The organism is Streptomyces sp. NPDC001515 (genome assembly GCF_053597115.1).
This window is the reverse complement of sequence record NZ_JBSFHN010000050.1, coordinates 1-18,981: the sequence shown is the minus strand read 5'-3', so window position 1 is coordinate 18,981 and position 18,981 is coordinate 1. Positions and strand designations below refer to the sequence as shown.

19 protein-coding genes are annotated in these 18,981 nt (G+C 71.8%); 7 read left to right on the top strand and 12 right to left on the bottom strand.

Annotation, left to right across the window (positions count from 1 at the left end; all coding sequences use genetic code 11):
* Positions 1-2: 2 nt before the first annotated feature.
* Entirely contained in the window at positions 3-920 is a 918-nt protein-coding gene (locus ACWCXC_RS34645) for an SGNH/GDSL hydrolase family protein (RefSeq protein WP_450891555.1), read from the bottom strand.
* Between the two features lie 351 nt (positions 921-1,271).
* Between ACWCXC_RS34645 and ACWCXC_RS34640 the strand changes: the two genes are divergently transcribed.
* Positions 1,272-1,766: a DUF3145 domain-containing protein gene (locus ACWCXC_RS34640; protein ID WP_450683976.1), complete on the top strand. Its 495-nt coding sequence runs from the start codon at positions 1,272-1,274 to the stop codon at positions 1,764-1,766.
* Positions 1,767-1,851: 85 nt separating this feature from the next.
* On the opposite strand, the gene fabF is transcribed toward ACWCXC_RS34640, so the two are convergent.
* From fabF to ACWCXC_RS34615, 5 genes are all read right to left on the bottom strand, one after another.
* Positions 1,852-3,114, bottom strand: coding sequence for a beta-ketoacyl-ACP synthase II (gene fabF / locus ACWCXC_RS34635; protein WP_450685676.1), 1,263 nt, complete (start codon positions 3,112-3,114; stop codon positions 1,852-1,854).
* A 77-nt stretch (positions 3,115-3,191) separates the two neighbouring features.
* A complete protein-coding gene (locus tag ACWCXC_RS34630; RefSeq protein WP_383632907.1) occupies positions 3,192-3,440 on the bottom strand; it encodes an acyl carrier protein in 249 nt (82 codons plus the stop codon).
* A gap of 64 nt (positions 3,441-3,504) precedes the next feature.
* Positions 3,505-4,506 carry a beta-ketoacyl-ACP synthase 3 gene (locus ACWCXC_RS34625; protein ID WP_450685677.1) on the bottom strand — a complete coding sequence of 334 codons (1,002 nt, stop codon included), beginning with the start codon at positions 4,504-4,506 and terminating at the stop codon, positions 3,505-3,507.
* Positions 4,507-4,519: 13 nt separating this feature from the next.
* Positions 4,520-5,434 carry an ACP S-malonyltransferase gene (locus ACWCXC_RS34620; protein ID WP_450685678.1) on the bottom strand — a complete coding sequence of 305 codons (915 nt, stop codon included), beginning with the start codon at positions 5,432-5,434 and terminating at the stop codon, positions 4,520-4,522.
* 89 nt (positions 5,435-5,523) lie between these two features.
* On the bottom strand, positions 5,524-6,723 hold the full coding sequence (locus ACWCXC_RS34615; RefSeq protein WP_450685679.1) for a PucR family transcriptional regulator: 1,200 nt from the start codon (positions 6,721-6,723) through the stop codon (positions 5,524-5,526).
* A 167-nt stretch (positions 6,724-6,890) separates the two neighbouring features.
* Between ACWCXC_RS34615 and ACWCXC_RS34610 the strand changes: the two genes are divergently transcribed.
* Positions 6,891-7,547, top strand: coding sequence for a pirin family protein (locus tag ACWCXC_RS34610; protein ID WP_450685680.1), 657 nt, complete (start codon positions 6,891-6,893; stop codon positions 7,545-7,547).
* A 56-nt stretch (positions 7,548-7,603) separates the two neighbouring features.
* Here ACWCXC_RS34610 and ACWCXC_RS34605 read toward each other — a convergent pair whose 3' ends face one another.
* Both ACWCXC_RS34605 and ACWCXC_RS34600 read right to left on the bottom strand, forming a co-directional pair.
* The gene (locus ACWCXC_RS34605; RefSeq protein WP_450891554.1) at positions 7,604-8,194 is read right to left on the bottom strand and encodes a GNAT family N-acetyltransferase; all 591 of its coding nucleotides are present in this window, start codon (positions 8,192-8,194) and stop codon (positions 7,604-7,606) included.
* Between the two features lie 68 nt (positions 8,195-8,262).
* A complete protein-coding gene (locus tag ACWCXC_RS34600; RefSeq protein WP_450685682.1) occupies positions 8,263-10,458 on the bottom strand; it encodes a WD40 repeat domain-containing serine/threonine protein kinase in 2,196 nt (731 codons plus the stop codon).
* A 343-nt stretch (positions 10,459-10,801) separates the two neighbouring features.
* Between ACWCXC_RS34600 and ACWCXC_RS34595 the strand changes: the two genes are divergently transcribed.
* A complete protein-coding gene (locus ACWCXC_RS34595; RefSeq protein ID WP_450685683.1) occupies positions 10,802-12,898 on the top strand; it encodes an alkaline phosphatase family protein in 2,097 nt (698 codons plus the stop codon).
* Positions 12,899-12,983: 85 nt separating this feature from the next.
* On the opposite strand, the gene ACWCXC_RS34590 is transcribed toward ACWCXC_RS34595, so the two are convergent.
* Positions 12,984-13,496: an RICIN domain-containing protein gene (locus ACWCXC_RS34590; protein ID WP_450685684.1), complete on the bottom strand. Its 513-nt coding sequence runs from the start codon at positions 13,494-13,496 to the stop codon at positions 12,984-12,986.
* Between the two features lie 341 nt (positions 13,497-13,837).
* Here ACWCXC_RS34590 and ACWCXC_RS34585 point away from each other — a divergent pair, with 341 nt between their 5' ends.
* Positions 13,838-14,803: an AraC-like ligand-binding domain-containing protein gene (locus ACWCXC_RS34585; protein ID WP_450685685.1), complete on the top strand. Its 966-nt coding sequence runs from the start codon at positions 13,838-13,840 to the stop codon at positions 14,801-14,803.
* A gap of 72 nt (positions 14,804-14,875) precedes the next feature.
* Here the strand turns inward: ACWCXC_RS34585 and ACWCXC_RS34580 are convergent, their stop codons facing one another.
* Both ACWCXC_RS34580 and ACWCXC_RS34575 read right to left on the bottom strand, forming a co-directional pair.
* The gene (locus tag ACWCXC_RS34580) at positions 14,876-15,148 is read right to left on the bottom strand and encodes a DUF397 domain-containing protein (RefSeq protein WP_450685686.1); all 273 of its coding nucleotides are present in this window, start codon (positions 15,146-15,148) and stop codon (positions 14,876-14,878) included.
* Positions 15,108-15,956 (bottom strand): helix-turn-helix domain-containing protein, encoded by an 849-nt coding sequence (locus tag ACWCXC_RS34575; protein ID WP_450891553.1) that lies wholly within the window; start codon positions 15,954-15,956, stop codon positions 15,108-15,110. The genes ACWCXC_RS34580 and ACWCXC_RS34575 overlap by 41 nt, the downstream gene beginning before the upstream one ends.
* Before the next feature lie 82 nt (positions 15,957-16,038).
* Here ACWCXC_RS34575 and ACWCXC_RS34570 point away from each other — a divergent pair, with 82 nt between their 5' ends.
* The gene (locus ACWCXC_RS34570) at positions 16,039-16,524 is read left to right on the top strand and encodes an ATP-binding protein (protein WP_450891552.1); all 486 of its coding nucleotides are present in this window, start codon (positions 16,039-16,041) and stop codon (positions 16,522-16,524) included.
* Here ACWCXC_RS34570 and ACWCXC_RS34565 read toward each other — a convergent pair.
* Positions 16,487-17,305, bottom strand: coding sequence for a serine hydrolase domain-containing protein (locus ACWCXC_RS34565; RefSeq protein ID WP_450891551.1), 819 nt, complete (start codon positions 17,303-17,305; stop codon positions 16,487-16,489). The genes ACWCXC_RS34570 and ACWCXC_RS34565 overlap by 38 nt on opposite strands.
* A gap of 102 nt (positions 17,306-17,407) precedes the next feature.
* On the opposite strand from ACWCXC_RS34565, the gene ACWCXC_RS34560 reads away from it, so the two are divergent.
* Together ACWCXC_RS34560 and ACWCXC_RS34555 are read left to right on the top strand one after the other, a co-directional pair.
* A complete protein-coding gene (locus tag ACWCXC_RS34560; RefSeq protein ID WP_450685690.1) occupies positions 17,408-17,893 on the top strand; it encodes a MerR family transcriptional regulator in 486 nt (161 codons plus the stop codon).
* Positions 17,893-18,981 (top strand): aldo/keto reductase (locus ACWCXC_RS34555; protein WP_450891550.1); only part of this gene is annotated, 1,089 nt, incomplete at its 3' end. The genes ACWCXC_RS34560 and ACWCXC_RS34555, both read left to right, overlap by 1 nt.

The following is an 18,981-nucleotide window of genomic DNA, read 5'->3' as shown; positions in this document are numbered from 1 at the left end:
CTCTACGCGGGAGGGCGCGTCGCCGTGACCGTGCGGTAGGCGATCTCGGCGAGCCTGGCCTGCCCGTCGCGCCCCGGATGGAACCAGTCCCACTGGCTCAGCTGCCTGCCGGTGAACCGGTAGTCGAAAACCGCCCCGCCGTCGTCCCGGCAGCGCGCGTCCTTCGCGCAGACCTCGTGCAGCACCCGGTTGTACGCCACGACCCGGTCCTGCACCGCCGCCCGCCGGGCCACCGCCGCCGGGCCCAGATCGTCCGCGTCGGCCAGCATCGACTTGCAGATGCCCAGCTTCCAGATCTGCTTGCCCAGCGGATTGCCCCGCCCGGTCGACCAGAGCCGCTTCAGGTCCGGCACGCTCGACACGTACACCTGCGCCTTCGGCGCCGTCTTGCGCAACGCGCGCATCGAGGTCTCGAAGGAGGTACGGAAATCGGCCACCGGAGTCATCGTCCGCACGGAGTCCCGGCAGGCGTCGTTGGCGCCGATCATCACCGTCACCAGTGCCGGGCCCTCTTCCGCCGCCCGCGCCATCTGCTCCGGCAGCTCGGCCATCCTCGCCCCGGTCTTCGCATGGTTCCAGCTGTGCGCCTGCGCTCCCGAGGTGCCGAGCAGCCGCACCGCGAGACTGCGCACCTCCCGGTCCGTGCCGGTCGCCCAGGACGCCTCGGGGCAGTCCGCCAGCACCGAGCAGGCGTCGAAACCGCGGGTGATGGAGTCACCCACGGCGGCGACCGAATCCGGACTGCGGTTCCAGACCGGCGGGGCGGGCGCGGGGCGCCTGGCCTCCCCGGCCGCGGCCCCCTTCGTCGTCTCGCCGGGCCCGGAGTCGCACCCCGTCAGCACCGCGCTGCCGAGGAGCGACGCGGCGGCCAGCGCGGCCAGCGCGGCGCGCGGGCGGAGCCGTGCGGAGCGATCCGGCATGTCCTCGTCCCCTCCTGTCCCATGCCCCCGGCACACCTGTCCGGCACCGGTCGGCGGGCCCGCGCGCCCCGTCGGGTGAAGGGAGCGCGAATCATGGACCCGGGACCGACGGTACGTCACACCTCGGACGGCGCGGCACGGTAGTTTTTCCCCGTCGAACCAGTGGCTCGTTCGGCCGTCCGGCTCCACTCGGGTGGCTTCCGTGCATCACGTCACGTCAGTTCCTGTCCCTTTCCGGATATTAACTCCCGATGCTGTTAAATGATGACAGCCTCGGGGCCCGTCCGGTGAGAGGTGGTACGGGCACGAGGCCGCTGGGGAAGGCGAACCTCGTCCCACACTGGAGGTCCGGTGACGACACGTGGAGTCCTGTACGTTCACTCCGCCCCGCGCGCGCTCTGCCCCCACGTCGAATGGGCGGTGGGGGGCGTACTCGGCGTACGGGTCCAGCTCGACTGGATCAGACAGCCCGCCGCGCCCGGCACCTGGCGCGCCGAGTTCTCCTGGGAGGCCAGCACCGGCACGGCGTCCAAGCTCGCCTCCGCGCTGCGCGGCTGGGACCTCCTGCGCTTCGAGGTGACGGCCGAACCCTCGCCCGCGGCCGAGGGCGAACGCTACAGCTCCACGCCCCGGCTGGGCATCTTCCACGCCGTCACCGGCATGCACGGCGACATCCTGGTCCCCGAGGACCGGCTGCGCGCCGCGCTGGCCCGCGCCCAGCGCGGCGAGAGCGAGCTGGCGGAGGAGGTCGCCGCCCTCCTCGGCAAGCCCTGGGACGACGAGCTGGAGTCCTTCCGCCATGCGGGCGAGGGCGCCCCGGTGCGCTGGCTCCACCAGGTGGTCTGAGCCGCCCCCGCGACGCGGGCCGGACACGACGGAAGCCCGCCTCCCCCGTGGGGGAGGCGGGCTTCCGTCGTGTCCGGCCGGGGGATCACACGGTGCGGAACGCCAGCACCACGTTGTGTCCGCCGAAGCCGAACGAGTTGTTCACGGCCGCGATCGGGCCCTCCGGAAGCGGACGCGGCTTGTCGCGCACGATGTCCGCCTCCACCGCCTCGTCGAGGTGCTCGATGTTGATGGTCGGCGGGGCCATGCGGTGGTGCAGCGCCAGCACCGTCGCCACCGTCTCGATACCGCCGGCGCCACCGAGCAGATGGCCCGTCATCGACTTCGTCGCGGAGATCGCGACATGGTTCAGATCGTCGCCGAGGACCTTGCTCAGCGCCTTCAGCTCCGCCAGGTCGCCCTGCGGGGTGGAGGTCGCGTGCGCGTTGAGGTGCACCAGCTCGGACGGCTTGAGGTCCGTCTGGTCCAGCAGGTTCTGCATCGCCGCGGCGATACCGCGCCCGGTCGGCTCGGGCTGGGCGATGTGGTGGGCGTCCGCGGACAGGCCCTGGCCCAGCACCTCGCAGTAGACGCGGGCACCGCGCGCGGCGGCGTGCTCGGCGGACTCCAGGATCACGACGCCCGCGCCCTCGCCGAGGACGAAGCCGTCACGGTCCGTGTCGTACGGACGCGAGGCCTTCTCGGGCTCGTCGTTGTTCTTGGACATCGCCATCATGTTGGCGAACGCGGCGATCGGCAGCGGGTGGATCGCCGCCTCGGTGCCGCCGGCGAGGACCACGTCGGCACGGCCGCTGCGGATCATCTCCACGGCGTAGCCGATGGCCTCGGCGCCCGACGCACAGGCGGAGACCGGGGTGTGCACGCCCGCCTGGGCGTTCACCTCGATACCCACGTTGGCGGCCGGGCCGTTGGGCATGAGCATGGGCACGGTGTGCGGGGAGACGCGGCGTACGCCCTTCTCCTTCAGCACGTCGTACTGGTCGAGCAGGGTGATCACACCGCCGATGCCGGAGGCGATGACGGAACCCAGCCGCTCCGGGCGGATGTTCTCGTCCTCACCGGCCTTGGCGGTGAAGCCCGCGTCCGCCCAGGCCTCGCGCGCGGCGATCAGCGCGAACTGCGCCGAGCGGTCCAGCTTGCGGGCCAGCGGGCGGGGCAGGACGTCCGCCGGGTCGACGGCCGCCAGGGCCGCGATCCGGACGGGCAGCTCGGCGAAACGTTCGCCCTCAAGAGGCTTGACGCCGGAACGGCCGGCCATCAGACCTTCCCAGGTCGATGCGGAATCGCCACCCAGCGGAGTGGTTGCGCCGATACCGGTGACGACCACGGTGCGATTGGTCGGGCTCACTGGAAAATCTTCTCCACGTGTAGAGGGTCGTGAATCAGCGGCGCCACCGCCGGGTGGCGACACACGAACCGACTGGATCAGTCCTGGTGCTTGAGGATGTAGTCGGCGGCGTCGCCGACGGTCTTCAGGTTCTTGACGTCGTCGTCGGGGATCTTGACGTCGAAGCGCTCCTCGGCGGCGACGACGACCTCGACCATGGACAGCGAGTCGACGTCCAGGTCGTCCGTGAAGGACTTGTCCAGCTGGACGTCCTCGGCCGGGATGCCGGCGATCTCGTTGACGATGTCGGCGAGACCCTTGAGGATCTCTTCCTGCGTGGCGGCCATGTCGGCGCTCCTATCGGTATGTATCTGCTGGGTTCGGACGGCCGGGCGAAAAGACCCGGTGTGCCTAGGGGAGGGTAACGACCGTCGCGGCGTAGACGAGACCCGCCCCGAAGCCGATGACGAGCGCGGTGTCGCCGCTCTTCGCCTGACCGGTCGCCAGGAGCCGCTCCATCGCGAGCGGGATCGAGGCGGCGGAGGTGTTGCCGGTGGTCTCCACGTCACGGGCGACCGTGACGTGATCCGGCAGCTTCAGGGTCTTCACCATCGAGTCGATGATCCGCATGTTGGCCTGGTGCGGAATGAAGACGTCCAGGTCCTCCGGGGCGATCCCGGCCGCGTCCAGCGCCTGCTGGGCGACCTTCGCCATCTCGAAGACGGCCCAACGGAAGACCGCCTGGCCCTCCTGCGTGATGGCCGGGAACTTCTCCGGACGGTCGGTGTGGAAGGTGTCCCACGCCACGGTCTGCTTGATCGTCTCGGACTTGTCGCCCTCGGAACCCCAGACCGTCGGGCCGATGGCCGGGACGTCCGAGGGGCCGACGATCACGGCACCGGCACCGTCGCCGAACAGGAACGCCGTCGCGCGGTCGCTCAGGTCGGTGAGGTCGCTCAGCCGCTCCACGCCGATCACGAGTACGTACTCTGCCGAGCCCTCGACGATCATGCCCTTGGCGAGCGTCAGCCCGTAGCCGAAGCCCGCGCAGCCGGCCGAGATGTCGAAGGCGGCGGGCTTGCCCGCGCCGACCTTGTGGGCGATCTCGGTCGCGATGGCCGGGGTCTGCTTGAAGTGCGAGACGGTCGAGACGATGACCGCGCCGATCTGCTCCGGGGTGATCCCGGCGTCGGCGACGGCCTTGCCCGCCGCCTCCACGGACATCGCGGAGACGGTCTCCTGGTCGGAGGCCCAGTGGCGGGTGGCGATGCCGGACCGGGAGCGGATCCACTCGTCGGACGAGTCGATCGTTTCGAGGATCACCTCGTTGGGCACGACCCGCGTCGGCCGGTAACCGCCGACGCCCATGATGCGCGCGTACGGGGCGCCCTTGGCGGGCTTGATCTTCGACATGCTCTCGGGCTCCTTAGGCGCTCGCGTGCTCAGCGATGAGCGCGCGGGCCGCGTCGAGGTCGTCGGGGGTCTTGAGCGCGAGGGTCTTCACACCGGGCAGCGCGCGCTTGGCGAGCCCCGTCAGCGTGCCGCCGGGGCAGGCCTCGATGAGCGCGGTGACGCCCAGCTCCTGGAACGTCTCCATGCACAGGTCCCAGCGGACCGGGTTGGCGACCTGGCCGACCAGCCGGGAGATGACCTCGGCGCCGGTGGCGACGGTCTTCCCGTCCGCGTTCGAGACGTACGTCACGGTCGGGTCGGAGACCTCCAGGGCCGTCGCCGCCTCCCGGAGCCGCTCCACCGCGGGCGCCATGTGGTGCGTGTGGAACGCGCCGGCGACCTTCAGCGGGACGACCCGGCGCACGCCCTCGGGCTTGTCCTCGGCCAGCGCGGCGATCTGCTCGGCGGTGCCGGCGGCCACGATCTGCCCGCCGCCGTTCACGTTCGCCGGGGTCAGCCCGAGCTTCTCCAGATGGGGCACGGTGACCTCGGGGTCACCGCCGAGCAGGGCCGCCATGCCGGTCTCGGTGACCGCGGCGGCCTCGGCCATGCCGAGCCCGCGGGTGCGGACGAACCGCAGCGCCGCCTCGTCGCCGATGACCCCGGCGAGAGCGGCGGCGGTGATCTCACCGACGCTGTGACCGGCCACGACACCCGGCGACGCGTCCAGCGCGGCGGCGGAGAGCAGCCCGGCGGCGACCAGCAGCGGCTGGGCCACCGCGGTGTCGCGGATCTCCTCCGCGTCGGCCTTCGTGCCGTAGTGGGCGAGGTCGAGCCCGATGGCGTCCGACCACGCCGCGATGCGGTCGGTGGCACCGGGGAGTTCGAGCCAGGGAGTCAGGAAGCCGGGCGTCTGAGCGCCTTGGCCGGGAGCGACGAGTACGAGCACCCTCACACTCTCTCTTGTGAACGGTCCGGAAGACCCGTGGGGACAGGGACGAAGAACCGTAGGGGGAATTGTTGATGTCCGACAAAAGTCTAGGACTGCGTATCCCTGTCGGCCAGACGCCCCAGAATCAGGGCGATCCGCAGCGTGAACGCCGAGCGGACGTCGGACGGCGACCATCCGGTGACGTCTGTCACACGTCGGAGCCGGTAGCGCACGGTGTTGGGGTGGACGAACAGCATCCGGGCCGCGCCCTCCAGGCTGCTCGCCTGTTCCAGATACACGCTCAGCGTCTCCAGCAGCGCCGAACCCGCCTCTTCGAGCGGTCTGTAGATCTCCTCCACCAACTGATCCCGGGCGGCCGGGTCGCCCGCCATCGCGCGCTCCGGCAGGAGATCATCGGCGAGTACGGGCCTCGGCGCGTCCTGCCACGCCCCGCTGGCCCGGAGCCCGGCCGCCGCCGCCTGCGCGGACCGGGTGGCCGCCAGCAGGTCCGGCACCACGGGCCCGGCGACGACCGGCCCCGCCGCGTACGGGCCGATCAGCGCCTTGGCGACCTGGAGCGGGTTGTCGCTGCCGCCGGCGATCACGACCAGCCGGTTGCCGAGCACCCCGGTGAGCACCTGGAGCTTGGCGTGCCGGGCGGCCCGCCGGATCGCCTCCACGGTCAGTTCGCTGTCCCCGTCCGGGGCGGTGCCCAGCAGGACGCAGACGTGCTCGGGGGAGTTCCAGCCGAGCGCGGCGGCCCGGGACACGGCGCCCTCGTCGGCCTCCCCGGACAGCACCGCGTTGACCACCAGCGATTCCAGCCGGGCGTCCCACGCGCCGCGTGCCTCGGCGGCCTGCGCGTACACCTGCGCGGTGGCGAACGCGATCTCCCGCGCGTAGACGAGCAGCGCCTCGCGCAGCACCGACTCGTCGCCGGGCGCGGCGACCTCGTCGATCGCCGCCTCCATGACCTCGATCGTGGTGCGCACCATCTCGACGGTCTGCCGCAGTGTGATCGCGCGGGTCAGCTCGCGCGGAGCCGTACCGAACACATCGGTCGAAATCGCCTGCGGGGTCTCCGGGTGCCGGAACCACTCGGTGAACGCGGCGATACCGGCCTGGGCCACCAGGCCGATCCACGACCGGTTCTCCGGCGGCATCGCCCGGTACCAGGGCAGCGACTCGTCCATGCGGGCGATCGCGTTCGCGGCCAGCCGGCCGGAGGACTGCTCCAGCCGCTTCAGGGTCGCGGCATGGAGATGGGCGGCGTTCGCAGCGGGCTGCTCAGGATCGGGTCGGGGCACGGGGACAAGACTGCCCTATCCGGACGGGTGCCCGAAGGGGCGGGGCCGCCGGGGGGCCGGCGGCGGGTCGTACCGTCCGGCAGCGGGGGCTTGTTCCCGCCGCCGGCGGCTCGTGCCGTCCGGTCGCGGGGGAGTCCTTCCCGGCCCCGGCGGGCTACCGTGGACGGGTGATATCCGTACACCGCGCGGGCGACCGGTTCCGGGGCGGGGACGGGGCGGCCGGCATCGAGTCCCGGCACTCCTTCTCCTTCGGCTCCTTCTACGACCCCGACAACCTCCGCTTCGGCCCGATCCTGGCCTGCAACGAGGAGCGCCTGGCCCCCGGCGCCGGTTTCGAGGAGCACCCGCACAGCCACACCGAGATCGTCACCTGGGTCGTGGAGGGCGAGCTGACCCACCGGGACTCGGCCGGTCACGCCACCGTCGTACGGCCCGGGGACGTCCAGCACCTCAGCGCGGCCTCCGGTGTGCGCCACGTCGAACGCAACGACGGCGACGGCCCGCTGACGTTCCTTCAGATGTGGCTGGCCCCCCTCGAACCGGGCGGCGACCCGGTGTACACGACGGTCCCCGGCATCGCGGACTCCACCCCCTACGCCCTCCCCGAGTCCGGCGCCATGCTCCAGGTGCGCCGGCTCTCCGAGGGCGAGCGCACGGCGGTGCCGGACGCGCCGAAGGTGTACGTCCACGTCGTACGCGGCGCGGTGGCCCTCGGCGACGAACGGCTGACGCCCGGCGACGCGGCCCGGATCACCGGGGAGTCGGGGCTGGAGCTGGTCGCGGGGGAGGCGGCGGAGGTGCTGATGTGGGAGCTGCCGGACTGAACGGGCGCCCCGGCGGGCATCTGCCGGACTGAACGGGGTGTCGCGGCGGGCACCGCTCAGGACGCGGCGCCGTGCCGCCACATCGACCACATCGGGGGCCCCGAGCGGAAGGTCATCTCCTCCTGGAGCGTGAACCCGTGCCGTTCGTAGAAGGTCAGATTGCGGCGGTTGCTCGACTCCAGGAACACCGGCCGTCCGTCCGCGTCCGCCCGTTCCAGCAGCGCGCCCAGCACCCGCGAGCCTCGCCCGGTGCCGCGCGCGTCGGCGTGGGTGCCGATGTACTCGACGTACCAGTGCTCGGGACCAGCCGGGTGGCGGTGCTCCATGGCGAGCAACCGCAGCCCCGTACGCGGCAGTTGGGCCCGCCCCGCGCGCAGCAGCGTCCCCGCGTTCCGCAGCAGGTAGCTCGCCGGCAGCTTCCACCGCCCCGGCTCCGCCCAGATCGCCGCCACCGTCCGCTCCGGATCGGTCCACACCCGGCCCGCCGGGACCTGCTGGGCGAGATGCGCGGTGAACAGCAACCGCAGCCTGCGGTCCCGGTCGTGCGGCATCAGCCAGGACCAGACGGGGTCCTCGGCGTAGGCGCTGGCGAGCACACCGGCCAGCGCGGGGACGTCGGAGGCGGTGGCGCGGACGATGTCGGTCATGGGCGGGGAGGGTAGCGGTCGCCGCAGGAGGATGACCACACCCGTGCACGGGGGAGGAGCCGGGCCGCTCAGTCGAGATGCCAGAGCCTTACGGTGCGGTCGGCGCTGCCCGAGGCGAGGGTCCTGCCGTCGGGGCTGAAGGCGACGGCGTTGACGGTGTCCGTGTGACCGCGGAAGGTGCGCACGGCCTTGCCGGTGGCCGCGTTCCACGTATGGACCATGTCGTCCAGGCCGCCGGTGACGAGGGTGGTGCCGTCGGGGTGGAAGGCCACGGCGCCGACAGCGCTCGTGGGATCGGTGAGGGTCGCCCTGGCGCGCGTCGTGGCCGTGTCCCACAGGCGCGCCGTGAGGTCGAGCGAGCCGGTGGCGAGGGTCTTGCCGTCGGGGGAGAACGCCACGGCGGTGACGGTGTCCGCGTGGCCGCTGAACGTGGCCGCGGTCGTCCCGTGGGGCAGGTCCCACAGCCGGGCGGTCCTGTCGTAGCTGCCCGTGACGAGTGCCGTGCCGTCGGGGCTGAAGGCCACGGACGAGACGATGCCCGTGTGGCCTCTGTACGTTCGCGTGATCTCGCCCGTGCTCATGTTCCACAGACGCGCCGTGTGGTCGTCGTTGGCGGAGGCGAGGGACTTGCCGTCGGGGCTGAAGGCCACGGCGTTGACGGGGCCGGAGTGGTTGGTGAGGACGGTGGCCGCCTTGCCCGTGCCGACGCTCCACAGACGTATCGTCAGATCGAGGCTGCCGGAGGCGAGGACTTTGCCGTCCGGGCTGAAGGCAACGGATCCGACGCCGCGTGTGTGGCCGGTGAACCTGGCCACGGTCTTTCCGGACGCGACGTCCCACAGGCGTACGACGAGATCGTCGCCCGCGGTGGCGAGGGTCCTGCCGTCGGGGCTGAACGCCACGGACAGCACGGGCTTCGTGTGCCCCGTCATCACCGACGCCGTCCGTTTTCCCTCGTCCCGCAGCAGTAGCGCGGCGGCCCCACCGGTCACGGCCGTGACGCCGAGACCGAGAACGGACCTGCGGGGGAGGGACCTCCGGGCGGCCCGGGGCCTCCGGGTGGACACGGACGGCCCCGACGCAGCACCGTCTGCGCCGTCCGGCGCGGCGGTCGGGGGTCCGGCCGGGTGCACGGCGGACTCGGTGTCGGGCCGCTTGGGCGGGGGTGCGGTCCGGTGTGCGGCGGACTCGGTGTCGGCGTCGGCCTGCTCGGGCGGGGGCGCGGTCCGGGCTGTGGCGGGGGCTGCCTGCTCGGGCCCCTGCCCCCGGTTCGGCTGTCGGCTCTGTTCTCGGTCCTCGCCCCGCCGCTGCCCCTCGCCCGGCCCCGGCCCCTCGTCCTTCAGCGTGTCCGTGGGGATGCGCCGGTGCCGGGTGATGTCGGCGCTGACGGCCTGGGGTAGCCAGCCTCCCGAGCGTTTGAGGGTGCCGCCCTCGGAAGCGGCGCGGCAGAGCTGGATGATTTCGGCGGGGGAGGGCCGGTCGTCCGGTTCCTTGGCCAGGCAGCGGCGGAGCAGCGGCAGCAGGGCGGCGGGCACATCGGCCAGGCGGGGCTCCTCGTGCACGATGCGGTACAGCACCCCGTGGGGCTGGCCGGCGCCGAAGGCCGGTGAGCCGGTCGCGGCGTACGTGACGACCTGACCGAGCGAGAAGACGTCGGTCGCCGGGCCGACGTTCCCGTCGACGGCCTGTTCGGGCGACATGAACATCGGGGTGCCGATGGTGATCCCGGTCCGGGTGAGCGCGGTGGCGTCGGCGGCGCGGGCGATGCCGAAGTCGATGACCCGGGGGCCGTCCGAGGCCAGCAGGACGTTGGACGGCTTCAGGTCGCGGTGCACGAGGCCCTTGGCGTGCACGTCGAGCAGCGCCTCGGCGATGCCGGCCGTCAGCAGCAGGACGGCGGACACCGGCAGCGGCCCGTGGCGGGAGACCACCGTGGCCAGGGTCGGCCCCTCCACGAACGCGGTGGCGATCCAGGGGGGCGTGCCGTCGGTGTCGCTGTCGAGGACGGCTGCCGTGTACAGGCCGTGCACCTGCCGGGCGGCCTCCACCTCCCGCCGGAAGCGGCGCCGGAACTCCGGATCGTCGGCCAGCTCGGACCGGACGGCCTTCACGGCCACGGGGCGCCCGGCCTGGGTGTGGGACAGATAGACCTTGCCCATGCCGCCGGCACCGAGCTGGGCCACCAGGGTGTACCCGCCGAGCCGCACGGGATCGTTCGCCTCCAGTTTCCGGAAGACGGACGGCTCCACGTCCTCGTCGTGCACGGTTTCCCCCTCGGTGCGTACGGCGGGCTTCCGGGTGCGGGCGGCGTCACCCCGCCCACGGCGTATGCAAGCCTAACCGCCTTCTGCACAAGGGCAGTTACCGGACGAGTTGCGTCGAATGGCCTGAGTGCGCCGCCGGGCGGCAAGACCGGCCCACCGGCCAACGGGGCGCGAGTTTCGGCTATCACCGTGCGGCGGCTCGACCTCGGGGCGGGTGCGTGGAAATCTTCCGGTGCCTCAGGAATACGCGCACGGTTCGCCTCCCGTTCGTCACGGCGCCCTAGTTTGCGCAGGCACGCCCCGACGTTCCTTCCCTGATCGCTCTCCCCCCAGAGGTGCCCCGATGACTCTCCAGATCACCGAACAGCCGTGCTCCACGCCGGAGACCGACGCCCCCGTCGACGCGTCGGCAGGCGTACGGCCCGATGCCGTCACCGACGAGTTCCGGATCAGCCGCCGCCGGATGCTGCGGACGGCGGCCGTCTCGCTCGGGGCGATCGCGGCGGGCCCGGTGGCCGACGCGGTCGGCGGGGCGCGGGCGGGTGCGGCCGAGTACCGCCTGCCCACGGGCTACAAGGGCGACATCTCGGATCTGAAGCACGTGGTGATCCTCATGCAGGAGAACCGGTCGTTCGACCACTACCTGGGCCAGCTGAAGGGGGTGCGCGGCCACGACGACAAGCAGGTCCTGACCTTCCAGGACGGGACGAACGTCTTCCAGCAGCGCGACGCGGACGGCACGATCGTGACGCCCGCCGTCTCGACGGCCACGTGGAGCGACAAGCACAACTTCTACGGGGCCAACGAGGGCCGGTGGGACACCTGGGTGAAGGACAAGGGCGACCACTGCATGTGGTACTACACGCCCGACTACATGCCGTGGATGTACTCGCTGGCCTCGCAGTACACCGTCTGCGACATGAACTTCTGCTCCCTGCACGGCCCCACCATCCCCAACCGCTACTACCTGATGAGCGGCGCGGCGGGCGGCGAGACGACCAACGCGGGCCAGAACAACTACACCCGCCGCTGGACCACGGTCCCCGAGCAGCTCGAACAGGCCGGCATCAACTGGCGGGTCTACTCCGACAACAGCGGCAACGGCGTCGGCAAGAGCCTCCAGAGCGGTTACGTCGGCGAGTACGGCTGCAACGTCACCAACAGCTTCGCCGCCTTCGACCCGCGCACCGCGAGCGAGGCCGACCTCGCGCCGGGCACCGGCAAGATCTGGAAGGCCAACTCCTTCGTCTACGCGGGCGCCACGACCCCCAACGACGACTCCGAGGCCAACCTCGACGCCGTCCTGCGCGACCTCATCGCCGCCTGCGAACCGGGCGCCGAGCACCCGCTGCCCGAGGTCTCCTGGGTGGTCATGCCGGCCGCGTGGAGCGAGCACCCGGGCTTCGACACGGTGCACGGAGAGCGGTACATGAACAAGGTCCTCAAGACCCTCCAGAGCAACGAGGACATCTGGAACCACACCCTGGTGATCATCACCTACGACGAGAACGACGGGAAGTTCGACCACGTCCTGCCGCCGCGCCCCGAGTCCGGCACCCCCGGCGAGTACGCCGGCACCACCCCGTACGGCTTCGGTCCCCGGGTGCCGATGCTGCTCGTCTCGCCGTGGACCCGGGGCGGTTACGTCGCCTCGGAGGTCTTCGACCACACCTCGACCGTGAAGTTCCTGGAGACCTGGGCCGCCCACCTCGGCAAGCCGTTCACCTGCCCGAACATCACCCCGTGGCGCCGCTCGATCGCCGGTGACCTCACCAGCGCCATCGACTTCGCCCACCCGCGCCCCGGCCCGGTCGTCATCGCCGACCCGGTCACCGGCACCCCGCCGAAGCCGCCGCGCGACCGCATGGAACCCCGCGGCCTCTCCTTCCACCCCCACACCACCCTCACCGAGGACCGCGCCACCGGCACCGTCACCGCCCACATGACCCTCACCGGCGGCCCCGAGGGCAAGGCCGTCAGCCTCCAGGTCTTCCCCGACCGCCACCTCCCCTTCACCAACACCCCCCACACGGTCAGCGCCCAGACCCCCCGCACGTACACCTGGGACACCTCTCTCACCGACGGCGCCTACGCCTTCTCCGTCTACGGCCCCGACGGATTCCTCCGCACCTTCGCCGGCCGCGTCCTCCCTGACGACGCCGACACCCGCCACCTCGCCGTCCCCCGCGTCGAGGCCCGGCTCGTCCGAGGCCGCCGCCCCGTCGTCCGCCTCCACCTCCACAACGACGGCCGCCGCCCCGTCCGCTACACCCTCAGGGCCCACGACTACACGGGCGGCACCCGCAAGCTCACCGTCCCCGGCCGCTCCTCCGCCGTCGTCGACTGGCCCACCGAACACGGCTACTACGACGTCGTCCTCACCGCGGACACCGTCCCGGACTGGACCCAGCGCTACGCGGGCCGCATCGCGACGGCCTGACGGTCACGCCGGGGACGCCGACAGGGCGGCGGCGTCGCCATGACGCCGCCGCCCCGGAGCAGCGGGTTCAACGGGGAGTCGTCGGCTACTCCATGACCCACTGCTGGTTCAGACCGGCGTGGCAGTCCCACTGACGGGCGGACGCGCCGTTGGACTGGGAGTAGTCGGCGATTTCGAGGCACTTGCCGCTGTGGCGGTTCTTGAGGACCATCACGTAGTCACCGATGTAGTAGAGGTTCCACTGCTGGTTCGCGCCGCCGTGGCAGTCCCACTGGCGCGCGGGAGCGCCGTTGTCGGTGCGCCAGTCGGCGATCTCCAGGCACTTCCCGCTGTGCGCGTTCTTGATGTAGTCCCAGATGCCGGTGTCGTACGCGTAGGCCGTCCACTCCTGGTTGGCGCCGCCGGTCACGTCCCACTGGTTGGCCGTGGCGCCGTTGTTGGTCGCCCAGCCGCCGATCTCCAGGACCTTCTGGCTCTGGAGGACCTTGAAGCGGTAGCCGCTCCGGGCCTCGGCGCCGGGGGCCTGCATGCCGATCAGCAGGGCAGCCATGCCCAGGACCGCGCCGAACATCTGGAGCCGGGCCGTTCTCTTCTTCACGGGATCCCCCTCTGGGTCGCCGGAGCACCGTACGGTGCCCGGCCCGGTGCCCGGACCGTCCGGTCGATTCCGGTACGCGCCGCCGCACCGCTCGGACGTCGCAGGGGAGCCTAGGCGCGGCCGGGGCGCCCGCGTGTGCATCGCGTGCGGCCCTTGTTGACCATGCGCGCGGGACGGGACGGGGCCGGCTCACGGCGGAGCCGGAACGCGGAAGAACGGGCGCCACTCCCTGGTGTCGCTGGCGTGATCTTGGCCGATCCTTCAGACTGCATCCGGCCGGAAACTGACCCTTTCCGGCAACGACCGGCCGTGATGGGGGAGTTGTGACGGTGTGGCAGACGATGACGGCAGCGGAAGCGGCGCCGGGGGACCGGTTCGCGTGGTTCGAGCAGGTGGTGTCCGACGTCCTCCTGCCGACCGCGTTCCGCGCGGAGGATCCCGGCGCGTTCGACGCGCGGGGCGGGATGCTCGATCTCGGAGGGGCGCGACTGGCCCGGTTCAGCTACGGGCCGCTGCGCTCGCGCAGGACCCCGGCGCTGATCAGGAAGGGGGACCCGGAGCAGTACCAGCTCGCGCTGGTGGCCGGGGGAACGGCCTGGTTCGGGCAGGAGGGGAGCAGAGCGGAACTCGGCGTCGGCGGGATGACGGTGTGGGACACCTCGCGCCCGTACGAGTCCGGCTCGGGGGCGGACGGCCTGGACGTGGACGTGCTCGTCCTCCAGATACCGAAGGCGCGGCTGCCGCTCCCGTCCCAGCGGGTCGAGCGGCTCCTCGCCCGCCGCATCCGCACCGGGACGGGTCTCGCCGCCGTCCTGGCCGGGTTCCTGACGAACCTGGCCGACAGCGGTCCCGACTGCACCCCCGACCAGCTGAACGGGCTCGGCGAGATGGCCGTGGACCTGGCCGCCTCGACGCTGGCCGGACAGCTCGGCTCCCCGGTGGAGCCGACCGCCGAACTGCGCGCCCATGCCCTGCTCCGGCAGGTCAGGGCCTTCATCGATCACCACCTCGGTGATCCCGACCTGACCCCGGGGACAGTGGCCGCCCACCACCACCTGTCGCTCCGCTCCCTGCACGCGCTCTTCCAGGACGAGCCGGAGGGCGTCGCGGCGACCATCCGCCGCCGACGGCTGGAGGGCTGCCGCGCCGATCTCGCCCGCCCCGATCTGCGCCGGCAGCCCATCCAGTCCATCGCCGCCCGCTGGGGCTTCACCAGCGCGACCGCCTTCAGCCGGACGTTCCGCCACGCGTACGGCACCACGCCCCGCGACTACCGCCTCGCGGCCCTGCGCGGTGCCGTGGCGTGACGACGGCCGACGGGGGCCCGGTCCCCAGCGATGTCCCGCCCGGTCCGGGGCTCGGCCCCGGACCGCCTCGCCTCACTCCCCGCGCAACCCGCTGACGAACCCGCGCCAGGCGTCCGCCCCGACCAGGATCACCGGGCTGTCCGGAAGCTTGCTGTCGCGGACCGGGACGGTGGGGCAAGCGCCGGGGGCGGCTTCGACGCATTCGCCGCCGGTGCTGCCGCTGTACGAGGACGTGCGCCACGTGGCGCCGCCGGTGACGGTGCATTCGACGCACTCGCCGCCGGTGTTTCCGCTGTAGCTGGATTTACGCCACTGCGCGCTTGTCAGGTAGGGACGGATCTCCATAACGCTCCTTCATCACGCGGGCGATCAGAGCCGCCGACTCCTCCACGGAGAGGGCCGCTGCCTGCAGTTGAGCGTATCGGAGCGCGCCCTCCCTGACCGTGTCGGGGTTGGCGGTCATATGGCCCGAGATGAGGTCCTCGGTGTAGACGAGATCCGGATCGTCATCGAAGCGCATCGTGGTGAACGAGCCTGCCAGACTCGCGTGTTCACCTGTGGCAAAGGGCAGGACCTGGATCCGCATCCACCGTTTCGCGCCCGCGTCCAACAGTCGCTGCAGTTGGGCTCGCATGACCTTGTGGCCGCCGATCGGCCGGTGCAGTACCGCCTCGTCCAGGATGACCCAGATCAGCGGCGGCCGGTCACGTACCAGGATGCGCTGGCGTTCCATGCGAGCGGCGACCAGCGCGTCCAGATCGTCGGGCATGCCTGTGGCCAGCACGGCCCTCGCGTACTCCTCCGTCTGCAACAGGCCGTAGACCAACTGGGCCTGGTACGTGCAGATGTACGCGGCCTTCGCCTCCATCTCCGCGTGCGGCTGGAACCACGTGGGCAACTGGCTCCGCAGAACCAACCCCACCAACCGTGAGAAGTGCCCGTCCGTCCCCAGTGCCGCGTCAACGCGTTCCGAGAAGTCGCGGGTGGGGACCTTCTTCGTCGTCTCGACCTGGCCGATGAGGGAGCCGGAGCAGAAGATCACCTGGCCCAGCTGGGTCTGGTTGAGGTGGTGGGCCTCGCGGATACGGCGTAATTCGGAGCCGTAGTAGTCCAGGGGAGAGGCGAAGGGATCGAGCGTCTGGATGTTGGCCACGGCGGACCTCCGGTGTGCAACGCCTTGCGGCGTTCGGTTCCGTACGTAGCCGAGCGTAGTCATCCGCTCGCAGGATGGTGACATGAATCACGTAACTGACCCGGACGTTGAGTCCGAGGGCCACGAAGAACCCGTCTACCGCGCGGAGTTCGCCATGGGAGCGCACTCCGCCCGCCATCTGCGCCGCATCCTGTGGCTCTACCTCAAGGGCTGGGGGATGCCGGAACTGGTCGACGCGGCCGGGCTCGCGCTGACCGAGCTGATCGCCAACGTGGTGCGGCACGTGCCGGGGCGGCGGTGCCAGACCTTCGTCTTCCGGCTGCCCGGCGGCGCCGGTATCCGTGTCGAAGTGGCGGACGCGTGCCCGCGGTTGCCGGTGCTCGTGGAGGCGGACGAACTGGCCGAGGACGGACGCGGGCTGCTGCTCCTGGACGCCGTCGCCGACAAGTGGGGCGTGGAACCGCGCCCGGACGGCGGCGGGAAGACCGTGTGGTTCGAGTGCCTGACCGCCGCCGGCCCGGCCGGAGAGGTTACGAGGACGCCAGCTCCGCCAGCACCGCGTCCGTGAACGGGGTCCACACCTCGGCCGCCCACGGGCCGAAGGCGCGGTCCGTGAGGGCGACGCAGGCGGCGCCTGCCGCCGGGTCGATCCAGAGGAAGGTGCCGGACTGGCCGAAGTGGCCGAAGGTGGCGGGGGAGGAGCGGGTGCCGGTCCAGTGGGGGGACTTGTGGGCGCGGATCTCGAAGCCGAGGCCCCAGTCGTTGGGGTTCTGGTGGCCGTAGCCGGGGAGGACGCCCTTGAGGCCGGGGTGGACGACGGTCTGGGCCTCCAGGACCGTGCGCGGGTCGAGGAGCCTCGGGGCCTGGACCTCCGAGGCGAAGCGGATCAGGTCGTCCACGGTGGAGACGCCGTCGCGGGCGGGAGAGCCGTCCAGGGTCGTGGCGGTCATGCCGAGGGGTTCCAGGACGGCCTGGCGCAGGTACTCGGCGAAGGGGATGTCCGTCGCCTTCGCGATGTGGTCGCCCAGGACCTCGAAGCCGGCGTTCGAGTACAGCCGCCGGGTGCCGGGCGGGGCCGTCACCCGGTGCTCGTCGAAGGCGAGGCCGCTGGTGTGGGCGAGGAGGTGGCGGACCGTGGAGCCCTCGGGGCCCGCCGGTTCGTCCAGCTCGACCGCGCCCTCCTCGTACGCGACCAGCGCGGCGTACGCGGCCAGCGGCTTGGTCACGGAGGCCAGCGGGAAGCGGTGCGCGGTCGGGCCGTGCGTACCGACGACCGTCCCGTCCGCTCGGACGACGGCCGCCGCCGCGGTGGGGACGGGCCAGTTCTCGATCAGTGCCAGACTCTGCATGCCTACGAGGGTAGGGCCTGAATCGGGTTCCCTGCCGATGGCCGAAACCTGCCTCCGAATCCGCTTGCTTCGAGTGCACTCGAAGGATTTAGCGTGGTGGTCATGACGGTGATGGAGACGGAGACGGAGACGAGGGCCGGGACGGCTTCGACGCGGACGGACCTGTGCGTGGCGCCACCCAAGGCGCACCCCCGGCCCGAGGGCCAGGACCGCTACACCATCAGCGAGGTGGCCGCCTTCACCGGGCTGACCGCCCACACCTTGCGCTGGTACGAGCGGATCGGGCTGATGTCCCACGTCGACCGCTCGCACACCGGGCAGCGCCGCTTCACCAACCGCGATCTCGACTGGCTGGCCTTCGTCGGCAAGCTGCGGCTGACCGGGATGCCGGTCGCCGACATGGTCCGGTACGCGGAGCTGATCCGCGAGGGCGAGCACACCTTCGAGGAGCGGCAGGAGCTGCTGGAGGCGACCCGCCGCGACGTCCGCACGCGGATCGCGGAGCTCCAGGACACCCTCGCCGTCCTCGACCACAAGATCGAGTTCTACGCAGGCGCCCGGCGGGCGCCGGAAAGGCCCTGTGCCTGATGACCGACCAGAAGATCGCGACCACGCAGCTCGGCACGGACGGCCCGCAGGTGGGCGTCCAGGGGCTCGGCTGCATGGGGATGAGCGAGTTCTACGGGGACACCGACGAGGCCGCCGCCCGCGAGACCCTGGAGACGGCCCTGGCGGCGGGCGTCACGCTCTTCGACACCGCCGACATCTACGGCAGCGGCGCCAACGAGACCTTCCTCGCGCCGTTCGTCGGGGCGCACCGCGACGAGATCGTCCTCGCCACCAAGTTCGCCATCGAGCGCCGCGACGACGACCCGGCGTACCGGGGCGTGCGCAACGACCGCGCGTACCTCCGCCGGGCCGTCGAGAACAGCCTCCGCCGGCTGAACACCGACGTCATCGACCTCTACTACATGCACCGCCGCGATCCGGCCGTCCCGTTCGCCGAGTCCGTCGGGGCCATGGCCGAGCTGGTCCGCGAGGGCAAGGTCCGGCAGCTCGGGCTCAGCGAGGTCACCGGCGCCGAACTGCGCGAGGCCCACGCCGTCCACCCCATCGCCGCCCTCCAGTCGGAGTGGTCGCTCTTCAGCCGGGACGCCGAACGCAGCGCCGTGCCCGCCGCCGTCGAACTGGGCGTCACCGTCGTGCCGTACTCGCCCCTCGGGCGCGGCTTCCTGACCGGCTCCTTCACCGATGCCGGCAAGGAGCTGGGCGCGGACGACTTCCGCCGCTCCCAGCCGCGCTTCAACGGCGACAACGCGCGCACCAACGCCGCGCTCCTGGAGCCCGTCCGCACCATCGCCGCCGCCCACGGCGCGAGCCCCGCGCAGGTCGCCCTCGCCTGGGTGCAGCAGCGGGCGCAGGTCCACGGACTGTCCGTCGTCCCGATCCCCGGCACGCGGAAGAGCTCCCGGCTCCTGGAGAACACCGCCGCGACGAGGCTGACGCTCACCGACGGGGAACTGGCCCTGCTGGAACCCCTCGCGGACAAGGTGGCGGGCGACCGCTACACGGACATGAGCAACACGTCCTCCGCGCGCGCCGTGGAGACCATCCTCCATGTGAAGCCGTCGACCGACTTCGCGTGGCCGGTCGACGGCGCGATCGACCCCTCGATC